Below are 17824 nucleotides of genomic sequence, written 5' to 3'. Positions count from 1 at the left end.
GTAATTGAATATGCATTTTGAATCTCTGAGCGAACTCTTTGCCATGGGTGGCTACGCAGGTTACGTATGGAGCGCGTTTGGTATTACTTTCTTATCTATGATCATTCTTTTAATTTCGAGTATCCGCCGTGGGGATGCGTTGTTAAAAGAAGTGAAAGCGAAAATTGATCGTCAAGCGCGAGTCGACGCGGCGAAGAATATGGAGAACACGTTATGAACCCGAGACGTAAAAAGAGGCTAGGCATCGTTCTGGCTATCTTTATCGGTATTAGTGCAACCATTGGTTTGATGCTTTATGCGTTGAACCAAAATATGGATCTATTCTACACGCCGACGGAATTGGTAAATGGTAAACCTGACGGTACTAAACCAGAAGTTGGTCAGCGTTTGCGTATCGGCGGCATGGTGGTTGTAGGCTCAGTTCGCCGTGACCCAGAGTCACTAAAAGTGAGCTTTGATCTGCACGACGTGGGTCCTAAAGTGACGATCGTGTACGAAGGTATTCTTCCTGATTTGTTCCGCGAAGGTCAGGGTATTGTTGCTCAAGGTGTTCTTGAAGACGCAACAACCGTAAAAGCTTTTGAAGTGTTGGCAAAACACGATGAAGAGTACATGCCACCTGAAATTGCAGAAGCAATGAAGAAGACTCACGAGCCTCTGCAGTACACATCAGAACAGAAACAAGGAAGCGGCCAATGATTGCTGAAATCGGTCACTTTGCCCTCATACTTTCGTTAGCAATGGCATTGTTGCTAAGCATATTGCCGTTATGGGGCGCATCAAATAACAACACTATGCTGATGAACACAGCACGACCACTTTCATGGTCGATGTTCGTCATGCTGTTTTTCTCATTTGCGATTTTATGTTGGGGATTCTACACCAACGACTTTACGCTCCAATACGTTGCAAGTAACTCAAATAGCCAACTGCCTTGGTACTACCGCTTAACGGCTGTTTGGGGCGCGCACGAAGGCTCACTACTGCTTTGGGTACTTATCCAAGCTGCGTGGACAGTCGCGGTCGCTACTTTCAGTCGTGGTATGCCACAAGAATCCGTTGCGCGTGTACTTGCTGTTATGGGCATGATCTCAGTGGGCTTCCTACTATTTATCATCCTGACTTCGAACCCGTTCCTACGCACTTTGCCGTTCTTCCCGGTAGATGGTCGTGACTTGAACCCGCTTCTTCAAGACCCAGGTTTGATTGTTCACCCACCTATGCTTTACATGGGGTACGTAGGCTTCTCGGTTGCCTTCTCGTTCGCGATTGCGTCTTTGATGACTGGTCGTCTTGATACGGCTTGGGCTCGTTGGTCTCGTCCTTGGACAACCGCTGCTTGGGTATTCCTAACACTAGGTATCGCACTAGGTTCTTGGTGGGCATATTACGAACTTGGCTGGGGTGGCTGGTGGTTCTGGGATCCAGTAGAAAACGCATCATTCATGCCTTGGCTAGCGGGTACAGCACTGATGCACTCTCTAGCGGTAACCGAAAAACGCGGTACATTTAAAGCGTGGACGGTACTTCTTGCTATCTCTGCATTCTCTTTGAGTTTGTTAGGTACCTTCTTAGTGCGTTCCGGTATTTTGGTATCGGTACACGCGTTCGCGTCTGATCCATCACGCGGTATGTTTATCCTAGGTTTCCTAGTCTTTGTTATCGGCGGCTCACTCCTGCTATTCGCAGTGAAAGGGGCAGCGGTTCGCGTACGTGGTAATTTCGATTTGGTGTCGCGTGAGAACGCGCTGCTTGCTAACAACGTGCTTCTGATTGCTGCGCTAGTCGTAGTTTTGGTTGGTACCTTGTTACCATTGGTTCACAAACAAATTGGTCTTGGTTCAGTATCTATCGGTGCACCATTCTTCGACATGCTGTTTGCGTGGTTGATGATGCCGTTCGCCTTCCTACTAGGTATTGGTCCTATGATTCGTTGGAAACGCGACAATCTATCTAAGCTTATTAAGCCAATGATTGTTTCTGGTGTGCTTGCTTTCGCACTAGGTGCTGTGTGTGTATTCCTGTTCGCCGATTTCTTCTCAGCGATGGCTTACATCGGTTGGGTAATGGCAATCTGGATCATTGCAATGCATGGCTTTGAACTGTACGAGCGTGCTACTCACCGTCACAGCTTCGGCGAAGGTGTTCGTAAACTTCAACGTAGCCACTGGGCAATGATGCTTGGTCACATTGGTCTAGCCGTTACTGTGATTGGTATTGCCATGGTGCAAAACTACAGTATCGAACGTGACGTGCGTTTGGCTCCGGGTGAGCACTTCAAGATTTACGGCTATGATTTCTACTTCTCAGGTCTACGTGACAAAGATGGTCCAAACTACGATGGTTACATCGCGGACTTTGAGATCACGAATGATGGTAAGTATGTGAACACGTTGCACGCTGAAAAACGTTTCTACCGTACGGCGAAGTCGATGATGACTGAAGCGGCAATCGACCGCGGTATCACTCGCGACCTATATATTGCGATGGGTGAACGTCTAGAAGATAACCGTTCTTGGGCGGTTCGTATTTACTACAAACCATTCGTTCGTTGGATCTGGGCTGGTTCATTGATCATGTCTTTGGGTGGTGCGCTTGCTATCTCTGATAGACGTTACCGCTTCCGCAAAACGGCTAAGAAAGGCGATAAGTCAAAGCTAGCGGAGCAGGAGGCAAAATAAATGAATAAGAAAGTCTTATTTATCCCGTTGGTAGCTTTCATGGTATTGGCGGGTATCTTCGCAACTCAGTTGGTTCGCAACCAAGAGGGTGACGATCCAACGAAACTTGAGTCAGTACTGGTTGGTAAGCCAGTACCTGAGTTCCATCTAGAGGATTTAGCTGAACCTGGTAAACAGTACGATCAGTCGATCTTTAAAGGCGAACCACTGTTGCTTAACGTTTGGGCGACTTGGTGTCCGACTTGTTACGCTGAACATAAGTACCTCAATGAGCTTGCAGGGAAAGGTGTGAAGATCATCGGCATGAACTACAAAGATGATCGCAACAAAGCAGTGGGTTGGCTAAATGACCTAGGCAACCCATACCTAATCAGCTTGTTTGATGGTAGCGGCATGCTAGGTCTAGACCTTGGCGTATATGGCGCTCCTGAAACATTTATCATCGATGCAAACGGTGTGATCCGTTACCGTCATGTTGGTGATGTAAACCCTCGCAACTGGGCGGAAACGTTGGAGCCGCTGTACACCAAGTTGGTTGAGGAGGCGAAGCAATGAGAAAGTTTTTCTTAGCGGCTTTTGCTGCGATGACATTTTCTCTTGCTGCTCATGCAGCGATTGAAGTGTATGAGTTTGACAATCTAGAGCAAGAACAGCAGTTCAAAGAGCTTGGTCATACTCTTCGTTGTCCTAAATGTCAGAACAACACCATCTCTGATTCGAATGCAGAATTGGCTCAAGACTTACGCCATAAGGTGTACGAAATGACCAAAGAAGGTAAGTCGAAAGATGAGATCGTGGACTACATGATTGCTCGTTACGGCAACTTCGTAACGTACAATCCTCCGTTTACTTTTGCGACTGCAATTCTGTGGCTAGGTCCACTAGCAGTGGTATTAGGTGGCTTTGGTTTAATCGTGCTGCGTAGCCGTAAATCAAAAGCAAAAGCAGTTCAAGCAAGTAACGAACAATGGGACGAAGAAAAAGAAGCGCGTCTCAAATCATTGCTTGATGAAGAGAACAACGGAGATAAGAAGTAATGACACTATTTTGGGTTTCTACCGTTGTTCTTACGCTGATAGCTTGTGTCTTAGTTGCACTGCCGCTGCTTAAGCAAAAAGCCAACAACGATGAAGTGTTACGTGATGAGCTTAACAAAGCGTTCTATAAAGACCGCCTATCTGAGCTTGCTGAAGAAACAGACGAAGGTCTAGTCGAGAGCCAAGATGATTTGATTTCCGATCTGAAGCAATCTCTTCTGGACGATATCCCTGATGATAAAAAGCAAAAGGAAACACATGTTTCTCCGATTGCTGTTTTGATCCCATCAGTGATTTTGACAGTGGTATTGAGCTACGGCCTTTACTACAAGTTTGGCGCATCTCAAGACGTTGTGAAGTGGCAGGAAGTAAACGATAACCTTCCTGAACTTTCTAAAAAGCTAATGTCTGCAGCATCTGAGCCACTCAGTGATGATGAAATGGCTGATCTCTCTTTGGCTCTGCGTACACGCCTGCATTACCAACCTGAAGACTCAACCGGTTGGTTGCTATTAGGTCGTATTGCTTTGGCGAACCGAGATGTGACGACTTCCATTGATGCAATGGAAAAAGCGTACAAGCTAGAACCAAAAGATCCAGATGTTCAACTTGGTTACGCACAAGCTCTGATGCTTTCCCAAGACGAGATGGATCAAGCTACGGCTCGTTCTCTGCTTGGTAAACTGATGCAACAAGATTACGTTGACCTACGTGTCTTCTCTCTGCTTGCGTTTGATGCATTTGAGCGCCAAGATTTCCCAGCCGCGATTAAGTATTGGGGTATCATGCAGCAAATGATCGGTCCTGAAGATAGCCGCTATGAAATGCTAGGTCGCAGTATCGAAAGTGCACGTAAGCAAATGGGTGAAGCGGTTTCTCCAGACAAGAGTGTGGCAGTGACTATTAACGTAGCTCCAGAAGCTCAACTTGATCCAAATGCGGTATTGATTGTGTCAGTACATCGCGCAGATGGTTCTCCGATGCCTGTCGCGGCAGCTCGCTACCCATTAGGTACATTCCCTCGTACAGTTGTACTAGATGATGGTAATGCGATGATGGACGGTCAGAAGCTATCTTCTCTAGATAAGTTGATGGTTCGCGTTCGTGTTGACTCGGATGGTAACGTTGCAACTCGTGACCAAGATTGGCATGGTGAAAGCCAAGTCGTTGATTTTGGTCAGCCAGTAGAAGTGATGATAGATAAACAGTATCAATAATTCATGAACGTCTCTAATAATTGACACTTAAGGATTGTTAGGACGGTTTTGTGGTATGACTACCAACTATCGAGTAGAATAATAAAGGCCAGCGCATGCTGGCCTTTACTTATATACCCAAATGACTTTTTCCAAAGTACTAAACGTACGTAAAACACAGGTCATTTAGGGGTATTAATCGTCGTTATGGAACGTAGAATGTATAACAAGGGTAAATCCATCTTCTTGTTGCTGTTCGCTGTTGGACTGGTTGGCTGTTCAACTGCACCCGAGGAAGCGGTAACAGAAGAAAACGAAACTAATCAAACAACTTCTGATGTTTATGACCCATTGGAAAGTTTCAACCGCACAATGTGGGAACTGAACTACGATTATCTTGACCCGTATTTAGTTCGCCCAGTGTCTCTTGCGTATGTTGATTACACGCCTGTGCCAATTCGCTCTGGTATTGCTAACTTCCTAGCTAACTTAGACGAACCTGCGAGTGTGGTGAATAACCTAGTCATGGGAAATGGCACTAAAGCCGTTGATCACTTTAACCGCTTCTGGATTAACTCGACATTCGGTATCTTAGGTCTGTTTGACGTTGCAACGGCTGCTGGTATCACCAAGTACGACAACAAAGAGTTTAGTAGTGTGGTTGGTCACTATGGTGTAGGTAACGGTCCATATTTTATGGTACCGGGCTACGGTCCATATACATTGCGTGAAGTGACAGATACTGTGGATGGTATGTACTTGCCACTTTCATACCTAAACTTCTGGGCTGGCTTAGGTAAATGGGCGCTGGAAGGTATGGAAAAACGTGCTCTGTTAGTACCACAAGAAGCACAGCTTGAAGCATCGCCTGATCCATATGTATTAACTCGTGACGTTTACATTCAACGTCAAAACTTTAAAGCAGAAATCAGTACGACTGATGAAGTAGATGCGGAAGAAGAAGCGTACTTAGACGAGTATTTAGAAGAAGACTTCTAATCGCTTTATACAGAAAAACAAAAAGGCTTGGTGAAAACCAAGCCTTTCTTTTTATCGGTAACTTTCTTTTATCGATAAATAGCGTTCAGATTAGAACTTGTAGTTCGCTTGAACACCGATTAGCCATACGTTACCTGTTACTTCACCAGAGAATTCTCCACCAAATGTAGCAGGATCTTTCATTGGTGGCATACCATCAGTGCGACCTTCATACATTGAAGCATCTTTCGCAAAAATATAGGTAAAGCCAGCGTCTAGTGTTAGATTCTTAGACCATTCGTAACCAGCACCAATACTTAACCATAGACGATCCGTTTCAGGGATAGTAGCTGTACGGTTTTCGTCACTCACAGCAGAAGTGTCGTATGCAACACCTGAGCGTAGCGTCCATTTTTGGTCAAGTTTGTAAGTAGTACCTACAGCGAAGCGGTAGTTATCTTCCCAGTTTTCTTCTTTGATCAAATTTGATGCTTCACCTGGGAAGTCGGCTACTAGCTCTTTAAAACTACTCCAATTAGTCCAGTTGATGCTTGCATGAATCGCTAATTGTTCATTTAACTGATGGTAGCTTGCTAGTTCCGCTGTTGCTGGCAGAGCTAGGTCCATCGAGCCATTTTTATGAGCATTTGGATCTGCTGGGTTGAAACCAAGACCTTTTGCATAACCTTCTAGTGTTAGATCTACTTCAGATTTGTAAGCAAAACCAATACGGTTATTAGCGTTGATTTGCCATGCAGTGCCTACTTGCCAGCCCCATGCCGTATCGTCACCTTCCATGTATTTAAGAGTGGTTCCTGCTAGCTTGTCACCCATCTGTGGTGGCATAACTGCGCCGAAGCTGCCATCTGCCATGACATAGCGGATACCGCCACCAACACTAAGCTTTTCGTTTAGCTTGTATGCTGCATTTAGGTTCGCTTCCATTGAGAATACGCTAGCTTGGTTACCAAAGTTAGCTGCGGCAAAATCTTTACCTAGGTCCGTTTCCATACCGTAGTTAGTGCCAAGGGCAAAGCCAATAGCAAATTTGTCATTGTATTGGTGAGAAAAGTAGAAGTTCGGAATGACAGCATCGTGTGCAAAGTCATGAGAGTTTGCAGCGTTTGGACCATTCACGTAAGTCGACGTGCCATCAACATCGATGTTTGGGTTTACATAGATAGCGCCAACAGACACTTGTGTGCCTTCTAGGTAAGTTAGCATAGCTGGGTTACGCCATTGTGCACTTGCGTTATCAGCCATTGCCGCTTCACCAGCGTATGCACGACCTAGACCAGTCGCAGAGTATTCTGCAAGTTGGAAACCTGCTGCGTTTGCAACGCCCGAAGTACTAAGTAGACCGAATGCCACTGCTGTTGATAGGAGAGTCTTGTTGGTTTTCATTGTAATGTTCGCTGAGTTATTTATAACGTGGGGCGAAAGTTTACGTCTAGAGTTATTACTTTAAAAATGAAAAGCCAATAAAGCAGTGTTTTCAGGTAAATTATCTATATATTTTAATCTATACAGAATATCTAACTAACTGTAATGGCGGTGTGAAAAAAACTCAGCGAACACTTGTGAGTCATAATTGTGAGTTTTGATTACACGTGTGCGCCCAAATTGGGTGAATGTAAAACGATAGATAAGAAAAAAGACTGGAATTCCAGCCTTTTATATAGAGAGTGTTTATATTAGCTTGCTACGTGATGCTTAGAAGCTGCGGCTGTATTGTAAGCCGAATAGGATAGCATCTGCATGCGTTGTCGCTGACAATGATGAAATGTTTTCTGGTCCAGTTAAAGGGTTGCCCGGTACATGTGCTGGGTTTGGTGTTGACTCATTAACTTTCACATCTTTACCCATCAAGTAAGTAAAGCCGAAGTCGACGTTAGACTTGCTATCGATATGGTATGTGAAACCTGCAGAGAACCATTGACGGTCTGAGTCAGGTACTGATACTGAAGTTAGTGAATCTTGAGCACTTGTGTCGTACATGTAACCAGTACGAAGTGTCCAGCTATTGTTTAGGTAGTAAGTACCACCGATTGAGTAGTGCCAGCCATCTTGCCATGCATACTGCTTGTCGTAGCTTGAGCCAAGTGGAGAACCTTTAAGGTTGCGGAACTCAATTTGGTCAAAGTCACTCCAACCAATGTATTGGATAGAGTAGTGAACTGCAAACTTAGTGTCGGTGATTTTGTGGAAACCTGAGAACTCAGCCATATCTGGTAGAGGCAATGTGATCTTCTGACCTTTGTCGTCTTCTGCTTCCATTTCTGGGCTGTAGCGGTAAGACAAACCAAAACGGTTGTTCTCATCTAATTCATACACAGTGCCTAGGTTGAAGCCTACAGCCCAACCATCAGCTTTATCTACGTCTACAAGTGTACCAAGCATGCCATGTTCACGCTTCATCGTACCTTCACCATAGATTAGGTCCAGACCAGCACCAAAGCTCCATTGATCGTTTAGGCGATAAGAACCTGCAACGCCGAAGTTTGCACTTTTAACGTCGGTAAGACCGCCGTATTCTTTTGCAACAAAACTATCACCGAATTCTGTTTTAGTACCAAAGTTAGAGTATGCGTTTACACCCCATGCAAACTTGTCGTTAACTGGCACGATAAGGTGGATATTTGGTGCAATAGAAGTATCGCCAGCATCGTCATAATTTGAATCTGTTGGTTTAACCAAGCCGTTTGTTGCTTGGCATTGAACACCACAGTATTTTGCATCTTTAACTTCAATCATCGAAGTGATGCTTTCAAAGCCTACTGACAGTTCCATTTTGTCAAATAGAGCCATTGCCGCAGGGTTGCGAGCCATTACAGAAGCGTTATCTGCAATTACCGCATCACCGGCGAATGCACGACCGATACCAGTCGCTGATTGTGCGTTTAGCTGGAAACCAGCCGCCATTGCTTGACCAGATGCCATTGCAACCGTCACTGCTAGGAGAGTCTTTTTAAACAGACGCGTATTCTGAGTCATTTTTTATTCCTTATTAGTTTCGTCTCTTTGGACGATAAGTTGAGCTTTTGCTCAGTGGCGCAGATAGTAGTATTAAGAGTGGACCATACAAATCCGACCATTGGATAAATTTGAATAAAAATTGCAGAAATGATGTCTAAATGTCGGGAAATTGCATCTAAAGTGCATAATTTAGAGTTTTGACTCTAAACTCAATAGTTGGCGTGAATGCTTTTTGTATTATTCATAAACAAAAAGCCGCTAAATTTCGAAATTTAGCGGCTTTTTAGTAGCTAGTAGTGTCGTTTCGCTGAAGTTATTACATCGGCTCCATCATTGGAGCAAGTTTTGCTGCAATAGCATCGATGTCTTCACCGCTGTTACCAACAAGAATCATGCTGGCTTTACCCACAGGCTTCACAACACCGCTCATACCATCTTTATCAAAATCGACTTTCTGGTCGCTCTTCACGTCAGTAACAAACATGGTTACTTTGCCTTCTTTACCTTGGAAAACCATATGAAGGGCGTTTGACTCACCAAAGCCGCAATGGTTTAAGTAGTAAACATGGTATGGAAAGCTACCATTAAGTTGGTAATGGAACGGCATCATTTTCGCGTTTACTTGCTTGCTTGAAACATCCTCATCGAGGTTGCGTACAAATGACTCTTCCGCCACCACGTGTTTCATTGCGGTATCTGCTAGGCTCGCTTGAGCTGGAGAGACAATAACGTTCCCCCAGTTGATTTGACCTACCAATAAACCAGCAGTAAAAGCAACCGATGCAGCCAATGCCATTGCTTTGCGAGCAAAGTTCGGTCTAACCACATTATCGTCATCAAGCGCATTTGACGTTTGATTAAACAGAATTTTGTCGGCTAGATCTTCAGGCACATCCACATTCATGGCTTGCTTGATTTTAAGGTCGAGATCCAAAACGTCATCAACAAACTTACTGTTAGCGTCGTTCTCAGCTAAAGCTTGAAGAATCTCTTCATCCTTCTGTTTTGGATCCGACAAAATACGACGACGAAATTCTAAATCATCCATTTTTTTGTCCTCTCTGAGTATCTTGAGAATCCAACATCTCTTTTAATTGATTACGGGCGCGGAAAAGGCGCGTCATTACAGTGTTCTTGTTTAGATCAAGAATGCTGCCGATTTCTTCTCCACTGAAACCACCAACAACTTGAAGAAACAAAGGCTCACGGTATTCGACGTCAAGCTTCATTATCTGAGCTTGTAGCCACTCCTGCTGATGATGTGGGTCATCGCTAACTTTAGCATCATTGCCGTAGTCATCGATATCAACCAAATCAAATTGTTTACGCTCGAAGCGGCGCGCGTTTTCTCGTCTCAATATAGTAATAAGCCAAGATTTTGCTGCCTTTTCATCTTGAAGACTATCCAGTGACTTCCATGCGCGCAAACAGGTTTCTTGAACCAAATCTTCTGCAATCGCCTTGTCTTTGCATAACCAGTAAGCGTAGCGATACAAGTCTCTGTGATAGCCCCGAACAAGAGCTTCGTATTTTCTTTGTCTGTCCATATCAGAGTTGACCGGACTGTTGGAATTTTTCTTTCCAAACATTTTAAATATTGCCACAGGAGCCTCCATCTTGCTCTGTGAGGTCATATATACCGATTGTATTTATGAACGATCCGACTACATCGAGATGTAGTGTCGCAGCAGCACAATATACTTCTTCAATGATCAAGCACTTATTTGAAGTGATGATAAATTATTCTATATAGTTTTAATAAGCGTTTTCATGCAACTATTTTAGAGTGATCAAGACTCTTTCGTACTTTGATACGTTCAGAAACTATAAAATCACCATAAAATTGATCTATTTCAAAATCTGATGCAGTGAAGGGGCTATAGTACATCTTGTCATCTAGTTAGTCATTGACGACTAACATGTTGAGCAAGATGACACTTCCTTTTGAAGGCTGACTTTACTTTCTCCTAATCAGGAAACTGATTAATTTTACAATTGGCGTATGTTAATTGTTTTATAGATATTCCGACCACACAGTTTTGTGTGGTTTTTTTTTGCTTCAATTTTACCTTCCGCACACTTCTCTTCATTTTAACTCACTATAGTTAATCATTCTTAATCGCCTAAGAATCAATGAACTAGAGCAATAGATCTACTCGCTTCACGTTTATTTAAACGCATGTTTGATAAATTTAACAAACTGATTACAATGCATCAGGTCAGACCTCTTGTATTTAAGGAGAAACAATGGGCAAGCAGGAAGTGAAAACACGCCACGGTGAACGTGTTGCTATTGTCGCAGGGCTACGAACCCCCTTTGCTCGTCAAAGCACTGAGTTCAGCCAGGTGCCAGCGGTCGATTTAGGCAAAATGGTAGTGAGCGAAATGCTTGCTCGCACAGACATCGATCCGAAACTCATCGAACAAGTGGTATTTGGACAAGTAGTTCAAATGCCAGAAGCGCCAAACATTGCACGTGAAATTGTGCTTGGCACAGGAATGCACATCCATACTGATGCCTACAGCGTTACTCGCGCGTGCGCGACTAGCTTCCAAGCTGCAGTTAACGTTGCTGAGAGCATTATGGCGGGTAGCATTGATGTTGGTATCGCGGGTGGTGCGGACTCTTCATCGGTTTTACCAATTGGTGTTTCTAAGAAACTTGCCGCGAATTTGCTTGCGCTAAGTAAAACCAAAACGCTGGGTCAAAAGCTCAACATTCTCAAAAAACTCAGCTTTAAAGATTTAATGCCAGTACCGCCGGCTGTGGCTGAGTACTCGACGGGTCTTTCAATGGGTCAAACTGCTGAGCAAATGGCGAAGTCACACGGCATTACTCGTGCAGAGCAAGACGCTTTGGCGCACCGTTCTCACTCTCTAGCTTCGCAAGCTTGGAAAGACGGCAAAATCCAAGACGAAGTGATGACGGCTTTCCCAGAACCTTACAAAAAGTGGATCTCTGAAGATAACAACATTCGTCATGATTCGACATTAGAGGGCTACGCAAAACTGCGTCCGGCTTTCGACCGTCAATATGGCAGCGTAACAGCCGCGAACAGTACACCATTAACCGATGGTGGTGCGGCGGTGATGCTAATGCGTGAAGGCAAAGCGAAAGAGCTTGGTATGGAAATACTTGGCTACATTCGCGGTTATGCATTCTCAGCCATTGGTGTGGAAATGGACATGCTAATGGGACCAACATACGCGACAGCAAAAGTGTTGGAGAACACAGGTCTAGAACTTTCAGGCCTAACGCTTATCGATATGCACGAAGCCTTTGCTGCTCAAGCATTGGCGAACGTGAAGATGTTTGCTTCTGATAAATTTGCCCAAGAAAACCTAGGTCGCTCGAAAGCGATAGGTGAAATCGATATGGATAAGTTCAACGTCCTTGGCGGTTCCATTGCCTACGGTCACCCATTTGCCGCAACTGGTGCACGTATGATGACGCAAACGCTGCGTGAGCTTAAACGTCGTGGCGGTGGTCTTGCGTTGAATACCGCATGTGCCGCAGGTGGTCTTGGTGCAGCAATGATTTTGGAGGTTGAGTAATGAGCGAGCAAAAAGCATTTAGTCTAAAGATTGATGAGCAGAACATTGCTTGGCTAGCCATCGATGTGCCAAATGAGAAAATGAACACGCTGCAAGCGGCGTTTGCAGATGAGATGAAAGAGATCTTCGCTCAACTAAAAGACACCAGCGGCGTGAAAGGGGTGATCATTCATTCCCTAAAACCAGATAACTTTGTTGCCGGTGCCGATGTTCGTATGCTTGAAGCGTGCACAACGGCGAGTGAAGCTGAAGCATTAGCTAAGCAGGGGCAAGAGTTATTCCAGCAACTGTCTGATCTGCCTTATCCAGTTGTTGCTGCGATTCACGGTCCATGTTTAGGCGGTGGTTTAGAGCTTGCGTTAGCGTGTGACTACCGTGTGTGTACCGATTCCGATAAAACGCGTCTTGGTTTGCCTGAAGTGCAACTTGGTTTGTTGCCTGGTTCTGGTGGTACTCAGCGCCTTCCTCGTCTGATTGGTCTGTTGCCTTCGTTAGACCTCATCCTTACAGGTAAACAACTGCGTGCCAAGAAAGCGAAAAAACTTGGCGTTGTCGATGCGTGTGTACCAGAGACGATTCTTCTTGATGTAGCTAAGCAGCTTATCGAAAAAGGGAAGAACAAAGGTAAGAAGAAGCAATCGACAAAAGAGAAGTTGATGTCGGGCAGTGGTTTAGGTCGTAAGTTTGTGTTTGAGCAAGCCGCGAAGAAAACCAATGAGAAGACCCGCGGTAACTATCCAGCAACGGTTGCGATTCTCGAAGTCATTCAGCACGGTCTTGAAAAAGGCTTTGCTCAAGGTCAAGAGCTTGAAGCGAAGCGCTTTGGCGAATTGGTGATGAGCTCGGAATCGAAAGCACTGCGCTCTATTTTCTTTGCCACCACTGAAATGAAGAAAGAAAACGGTGCGGAAGCCGAGCCAGCAGCTGTCAACAGAGTTGGCGTGTTGGGTGGTGGTCTAATGGGGGCAGGCATCAGCCATGTATCTGTTGCGAAGGCGAAAGTGCCAGTACGTATTAAAGACGTCAGCAATGATGGCGTGCTTAACGCGTTGAACTACAACTATAAGTTGTTCGAAAAGCAGCGTAAGCGCCGTATTATCTCTAAAGCGGGCCTGCAATCGAAAATGCTGCAACTGTCTGGAGGCGTTGATTTCACAAGCTTCAATCATATTGATGTGGTTATTGAAGCGGTGTTTGAAGATCTTGACCTTAAACAGACGATGGTTGCGGATATTGAAGCGAATGCAAAACCAGAGACCATCTTTGCGACCAACACGTCTTCGTTACCAATTCACAAAATTGCAGAAAAAGCAGAGCGTCCAGAAAACATCGTCGGTCTGCATTACTTCAGTCCGGTAGAAAAAATGCCACTGGTGGAAGTGATTCCCCATGAAACTACGTCAGAAGAGACCATTTCTACGGTTGTTGCGCTTGCTAAGAAACAGGGCAAGACACCAATTGTCGTGAAAGATAAAGCAGGCTTCTATGTAAACCGCATTCTTGCGCCTTACATGAACGAAGCTGCGCACATCTTGCTGGCAAATGAGCCAATCGAACAACTTGATGGTGCGCTGCTTGATTTTGGTTTCCCAGTTGGTCCTATCACATTGTTGGATGAAGTCGGTGTTGATATCGGTGCTAAGATCATGCCGATCTTGGTTAACGAATTAGGCGAACGATTTAAAGGTCCAGACGTATTCGACACACTACTGAATGACGGTCGAAAAGGTCGTAAGAGTGGGAAAGGCTTCTACACCTACAAAGGTAAGAAGAAAGAAGTCGATAAGTCCGTGTACAAGCTATTGAACCTGACGCCAGAATCTAAACTGAGCGACAACGACATTGCATTGCGTTGTGTACTGCCAATGCTAAACGAAGCGGTTCGCTGTTTAGACGACGGTATTATCCGTTCTCCACGCGATGGTGATATCGGCGCGATCTTTGGTATTGGTTTCCCACCATTCTTAGGTGGTCCATTCCGTTACATGGATCAATTCGGTTTGAAAGAACTGGTTGAGAAAATGAACGAGTTTGCATCGAAATACGGTGATCGTTACGCGCCATGTGATGGCTTACTCACTCGTGCGGGTGAAGGTCGTAACTTCTACGATTAATGGCTAGCGCCAAAAATAGAAAGGCTTGCATGACGCAAGCCTTTTTTGTTTCTGAAAGAGTGGCAATTGACAGAGAATCAGTCGTCATTCTTGCCTTTGTTCTTTCCTTTTCCTTTGTCGTTTCCATGACCTTTACCCGGGTTGTCGTCGCCATGGATACTGGCATTGCCTTTACCTTTTCCTTTGTCGTGTTTGCCAGAACAGTCGTCTGACTTAATTGATACGTTATCGCCATCAAGGCGCAAACAGTCTTCACTTAGCTCGAAATCATCACCTTTAATGGTGATATCAGCGTAAGCAGCAGGTGCCAGTGGCATTAGTACAGCAGCAAGTAAAAGTAGCTTTTTCATGTAACCCTCGTGTTTGCGTATTTATTGAACAAGGTAATTACAGCATAAACGAAATGACTACTTTTACCATTTCATGCCATTCTTGTATTTGAGCTTTTACCCGAGACCGAAGTCTTTCGGGCGCAGTTGAAACTCTTCTATCGAGCCAATCTCTAAGCCAAGATTGATTCGCGGCGCGTCTTCATGGGCGATGCCTTGTGAATGCATCACCAAACGATTAGCAGTACGAGGTTTAAGCTCATTGACCACAAAGCGAATCATATCGGTGCGGGTCAATTCTTTAAGCTCTTCCAACACTTTTTCACGCTGATTAAAGTCGGTGTCTTTGTTGCCAATTGCTACCCATAGGCGCTGCGCTCTTCCGCGCAATGTGGTGTCAGGCGTTGCAATCTGGTTCCATAATCCGCGCTTACTGCTGTGCCATTGGTATTCATTGAGCTCTAACAACACCATGTAGAACGCATTTAAAAACTCATCGATTGAGGTAACCAGTTCGGCTGGTGCAGCATTCGGTGACTGCACGTAAAGCACAATCCCCGGATGACGGTTAAGCGGCATATTGCCCGTGCCAACCATGTAACCTAACTGTTGTTTAGTTCGGATCTCATGGAAGAAGGTTGCCGACATCAAGTGATTCGCTAACGAGTAAAGTGCAATATTACGAGGCGAGATGTCTTCGCATTGATGATAAATCACTACAGCTGAGTCTTGTTGGTTACAGTTCACTTCGCGTTGGAAACTGCCGTTTTCACCCAGCATGACGAGTGGGCGAAGCGCTTCTTCGTAACGTTGTTCTTTCACGCGCAATGCGTCTTTTAATGTCGTTGCCATGTCATGAGCTTGCTGACGCTGCCAATCGCCATAAACGAACATCTCAACGTGTAGCTCAGCCAGAATCGATTCAACGAACACTGACAGCTCATCCACTTCAATCTCTTCCAATGCTTCAACCAAAGTTGCAAATGGAGGATTGTTCGGTTGGAGCAAGCCTGTTAGTGCATTAAAAAGCTGTGAAATAGGGCGATCTTGTGATGAATTTCGCCAATTACGTAACAGTTGTTGCTTAATAGTCTCGAAGCGGGCTGGACTGAACTCACGCGCAGCAAAGCGATGCAGAATCATTTCTAGCAGTTGAGGTAGCTTTTGGCTAAAGCCTGATAATGTCAGCGTAACACCGCCTTGGTGGGCATACATGTTGTAACCCATACCTGCGATTTCCGCTTGATACGTCTCTTTTGCCAGAGAGTCGAGGAACATCTCAACACATAGTCGCGTTTTCACGATGTTTTTCGGTGATGCTACAGCGTGTGAACTGTCAATGGCGACGTAAACGACGCCTTTTGGTACTCGGAATTCATCGTCTTGTAAATGCCATAAACGGAAGCCTTCTACATCTTCCACCAATTCCGGCAATGAGCCACCGTTTTCAAACGGTTTTGGATCGAGTTCGTAGCAAATGTATGGGTTCTTTTCTGGGAGAACGAATTGCCAACTTGGGTCGATTTGTTGATAGAAACGGCGCTGCTCTTCGCTAAACGGTGTTACCGAGTAAGGCGTGAAGTACCACTCTGCGGTTTGGTTGTATTCCAAGCCTTTCGCTATCAATGTAACGCGAACATTTTCAACCGAAAGATATTGCAACAACGAGCGTTGAAGCGCTTCATCATAGCCTGCCATTTTGTAGTCACCATAAACCGTGTCTTCCGGTTGATAGTGCTGCATATTGATCACCAAATGGCTGACCAAATCCATTGGACGCGAGGGCTCTTGGAAGCGAAAAGCAGATTCCAACACCGCTTGTTTTTCCAAGTAGCGCCACTCATCCATACCATCTTGTTTGATCATGGAGAGATATTGGAATACCGCTTGAACGATGTCATCGATATGGTCCAAGCCGTTTGGCGTAAGGGTGCAACTTACTGTGAAATCGCGGTAGTTACTACCGCTCGCACCACCACCTGCTGAGAGGGAGCTAATCCAGCCTTTCTCTTTGAGTTGAAGCATCAGACTGCCTTCGCCTTCGTAACCCAGCAGGTGAGCAAAGTAGGAGAGAGGCTTCACGCTATAGTGCGCATCCATTCCCGGCATTGGGAACGTGAGAATCAGTTTACGGAACTCTTTGATTGGCTCGACTTGAACCAAGATGCCTGTGCTTTCTTCAGTACCAATAGGCACATCGATCGACTTGCCGCGTAGCTGGTGGTTTGGGATGTCGGCAAACATGCTTTCTACCCACGCTTGCTGCTCATCAAGAGATTGCGGACCAAACAAAGTCAGCGTCATCAAGTCAGCAGAATACTGCGAGTGGTGAAATTCAACTATCTCGTCGCGGATGGATTTGCCATCGCGATCGCCAAGTGTATCTAAGTTACCGACAGAGAATTTTGAAAACGGGTGCTCTGGGTTGATGACTTCTTTGTTGACTTGATACAGACGCCGAGAATCGTCATTCAGTTTGAGCTTGTATTCGGAGTCGACCGCTTGGCGTTCTTTGTCTAACGCTTCTTCGTTAAACAGTGGTGCGGTAAAAAATTGGCTGAAGCGATCAAGCGCAGTTTCAAAAGCAGTTGGTGTGACATCAAAGAAGAAACAGGTGTGCTCGGTGCCCGTCCAAGCGTTGTTGGTGCCACCATGTTGACTAATATAACTTTGAAACTCGCCCACTTTAGGGTATTTTTCCGTACCCAAAAAAAGCATGTGTTCTAGATAGTGTGCCAGACCTTGACGATCCATCGGATCATCGAAGTGTCCAACGTTTACTGCTAGGGCTGCTGCCGACTGTTGAGCCGTGTCGGAATGAATCAGCAACACGCGCAGGGCATTACTCAATGTAATGTAGCGGTATTGATTTGAATCGTTTGGACTTAGGTGCACGATGCGTCTCCAGATTTCGCATTACAGTAATTATGATCCCCGAGTGGGGAGGCGCAAAGTTTG

The 17824-nt window shown here is 45.2% G+C and carries 15 protein-coding genes; 9 read left to right on the top strand and 6 right to left on the bottom strand.

Annotation, left to right across the window (positions count from 1 at the left end; all coding sequences use genetic code 11):
• Positions 1-10: 10 nt before the first annotated feature.
• The 7 genes from ccmD (at position 11) to J4N44_RS12310 (ending at position 5913) form a co-directional block, all read left to right on the top strand.
• Positions 11-217, top strand: coding sequence for a heme exporter protein CcmD (gene ccmD, locus J4N44_RS12340; RefSeq protein WP_005447974.1), 207 nt, complete (start codon positions 11-13; stop codon positions 215-217).
• The gene (gene ccmE / locus J4N44_RS12335) at positions 214-699 is read left to right on the top strand and encodes a cytochrome c maturation protein CcmE (RefSeq protein ID WP_005447975.1); all 486 of its coding nucleotides are present in this window, start codon (positions 214-216) and stop codon (positions 697-699) included. Before ccmD ends, ccmE begins: the two co-directional genes overlap by 4 nt.
• Complete coding sequence (locus J4N44_RS12330) at positions 696-2681, top strand: heme lyase CcmF/NrfE family subunit (protein WP_005447977.1); 1986 nt, start codon at positions 696-698, stop codon at positions 2679-2681. Before ccmE ends, J4N44_RS12330 begins: the two co-directional genes overlap by 4 nt.
• Positions 2682-3236, top strand: coding sequence for a DsbE family thiol:disulfide interchange protein (locus tag J4N44_RS12325; protein WP_005447979.1), 555 nt, complete (start codon positions 2682-2684; stop codon positions 3234-3236).
• Entirely contained in the window at positions 3233-3718 is a 486-nt protein-coding gene (locus tag J4N44_RS12320; RefSeq protein ID WP_005447981.1) for a cytochrome c-type biogenesis protein, read from the top strand. Before J4N44_RS12325 ends, J4N44_RS12320 begins: the two co-directional genes overlap by 4 nt.
• Complete coding sequence (gene ccmI, locus J4N44_RS12315; protein ID WP_252044506.1) at positions 3718-4935, top strand: c-type cytochrome biogenesis protein CcmI; 1218 nt, start codon at positions 3718-3720, stop codon at positions 4933-4935. Before J4N44_RS12320 ends, ccmI begins: the two co-directional genes overlap by 1 nt.
• 198 nt (positions 4936-5133) lie before the next feature.
• Positions 5134-5913: an MlaA family lipoprotein gene (locus J4N44_RS12310; RefSeq protein WP_009698566.1), complete on the top strand. Its 780-nt coding sequence runs from the start codon at positions 5134-5136 to the stop codon at positions 5911-5913.
• Between the two features lie 90 nt (positions 5914-6003).
• Here J4N44_RS12310 and J4N44_RS12305 read toward each other — a convergent pair whose 3' ends face one another.
• The 4 genes from J4N44_RS12305 to J4N44_RS12290 form a co-directional block, all read right to left on the bottom strand.
• Positions 6004-7296 (bottom strand): outer membrane protein transport protein, encoded by a 1293-nt coding sequence (locus tag J4N44_RS12305; RefSeq protein WP_038898824.1) that lies wholly within the window; start codon positions 7294-7296, stop codon positions 6004-6006.
• Between the two features lie 309 nt (positions 7297-7605).
• Positions 7606-8886, bottom strand: a complete 1281-nt coding sequence (locus J4N44_RS12300) for an outer membrane protein transport protein (RefSeq protein WP_045489676.1) — start codon at positions 8884-8886, stop codon at positions 7606-7608.
• A gap of 298 nt (positions 8887-9184) precedes the next feature.
• Positions 9185-9916 (bottom strand): DUF3379 domain-containing protein, encoded by a 732-nt coding sequence (locus tag J4N44_RS12295; protein ID WP_009698563.1) that lies wholly within the window; start codon positions 9914-9916, stop codon positions 9185-9187.
• A complete protein-coding gene (locus J4N44_RS12290) occupies positions 9909-10484 on the bottom strand; it encodes a sigma-70 family RNA polymerase sigma factor (RefSeq protein ID WP_026000239.1) in 576 nt (191 codons plus the stop codon). The genes J4N44_RS12295 and J4N44_RS12290 overlap by 8 nt, the downstream gene beginning before the upstream one ends.
• Before the next feature lie 631 nt (positions 10485-11115).
• Here J4N44_RS12290 and fadI point away from each other — a divergent pair.
• Positions 11116-12423 (top strand): acetyl-CoA C-acyltransferase FadI, encoded by a 1308-nt coding sequence (gene fadI, locus J4N44_RS12285; protein ID WP_252044505.1) that lies wholly within the window; start codon positions 11116-11118, stop codon positions 12421-12423.
• Positions 12423-14537: a fatty acid oxidation complex subunit alpha FadJ gene (gene fadJ / locus J4N44_RS12280; RefSeq protein ID WP_029790285.1), complete on the top strand. Its 2115-nt coding sequence runs from the start codon at positions 12423-12425 to the stop codon at positions 14535-14537. Before fadI ends, fadJ begins: the two co-directional genes overlap by 1 nt.
• A gap of 77 nt (positions 14538-14614) precedes the next feature.
• Here the strand turns inward: fadJ and J4N44_RS12275 are convergent, their stop codons facing one another.
• Positions 14615-14887 carry a hypothetical protein gene (locus tag J4N44_RS12275; RefSeq protein WP_005447997.1) on the bottom strand — a complete coding sequence of 91 codons (273 nt, stop codon included), beginning with the start codon at positions 14885-14887 and terminating at the stop codon, positions 14615-14617.
• 96 nt (positions 14888-14983) lie between these two features.
• Positions 14984-17761 carry an insulinase family protein gene (locus tag J4N44_RS12270; RefSeq protein ID WP_252044504.1) on the bottom strand — a complete coding sequence of 926 codons (2778 nt, stop codon included), beginning with the start codon at positions 17759-17761 and terminating at the stop codon, positions 14984-14986.
• Positions 17762-17824 lie beyond the last annotated feature (63 nt).

Origin of the sequence: Vibrio sp. SCSIO 43155, assembly GCF_023716605.1 — a bacterium.
GTDB classification, from domain to species: domain Bacteria; phylum Pseudomonadota; class Gammaproteobacteria; order Enterobacterales; family Vibrionaceae; genus Vibrio; species Vibrio harveyi.
This window is presented reverse-complemented; position numbering and strand designations above follow the sequence as displayed.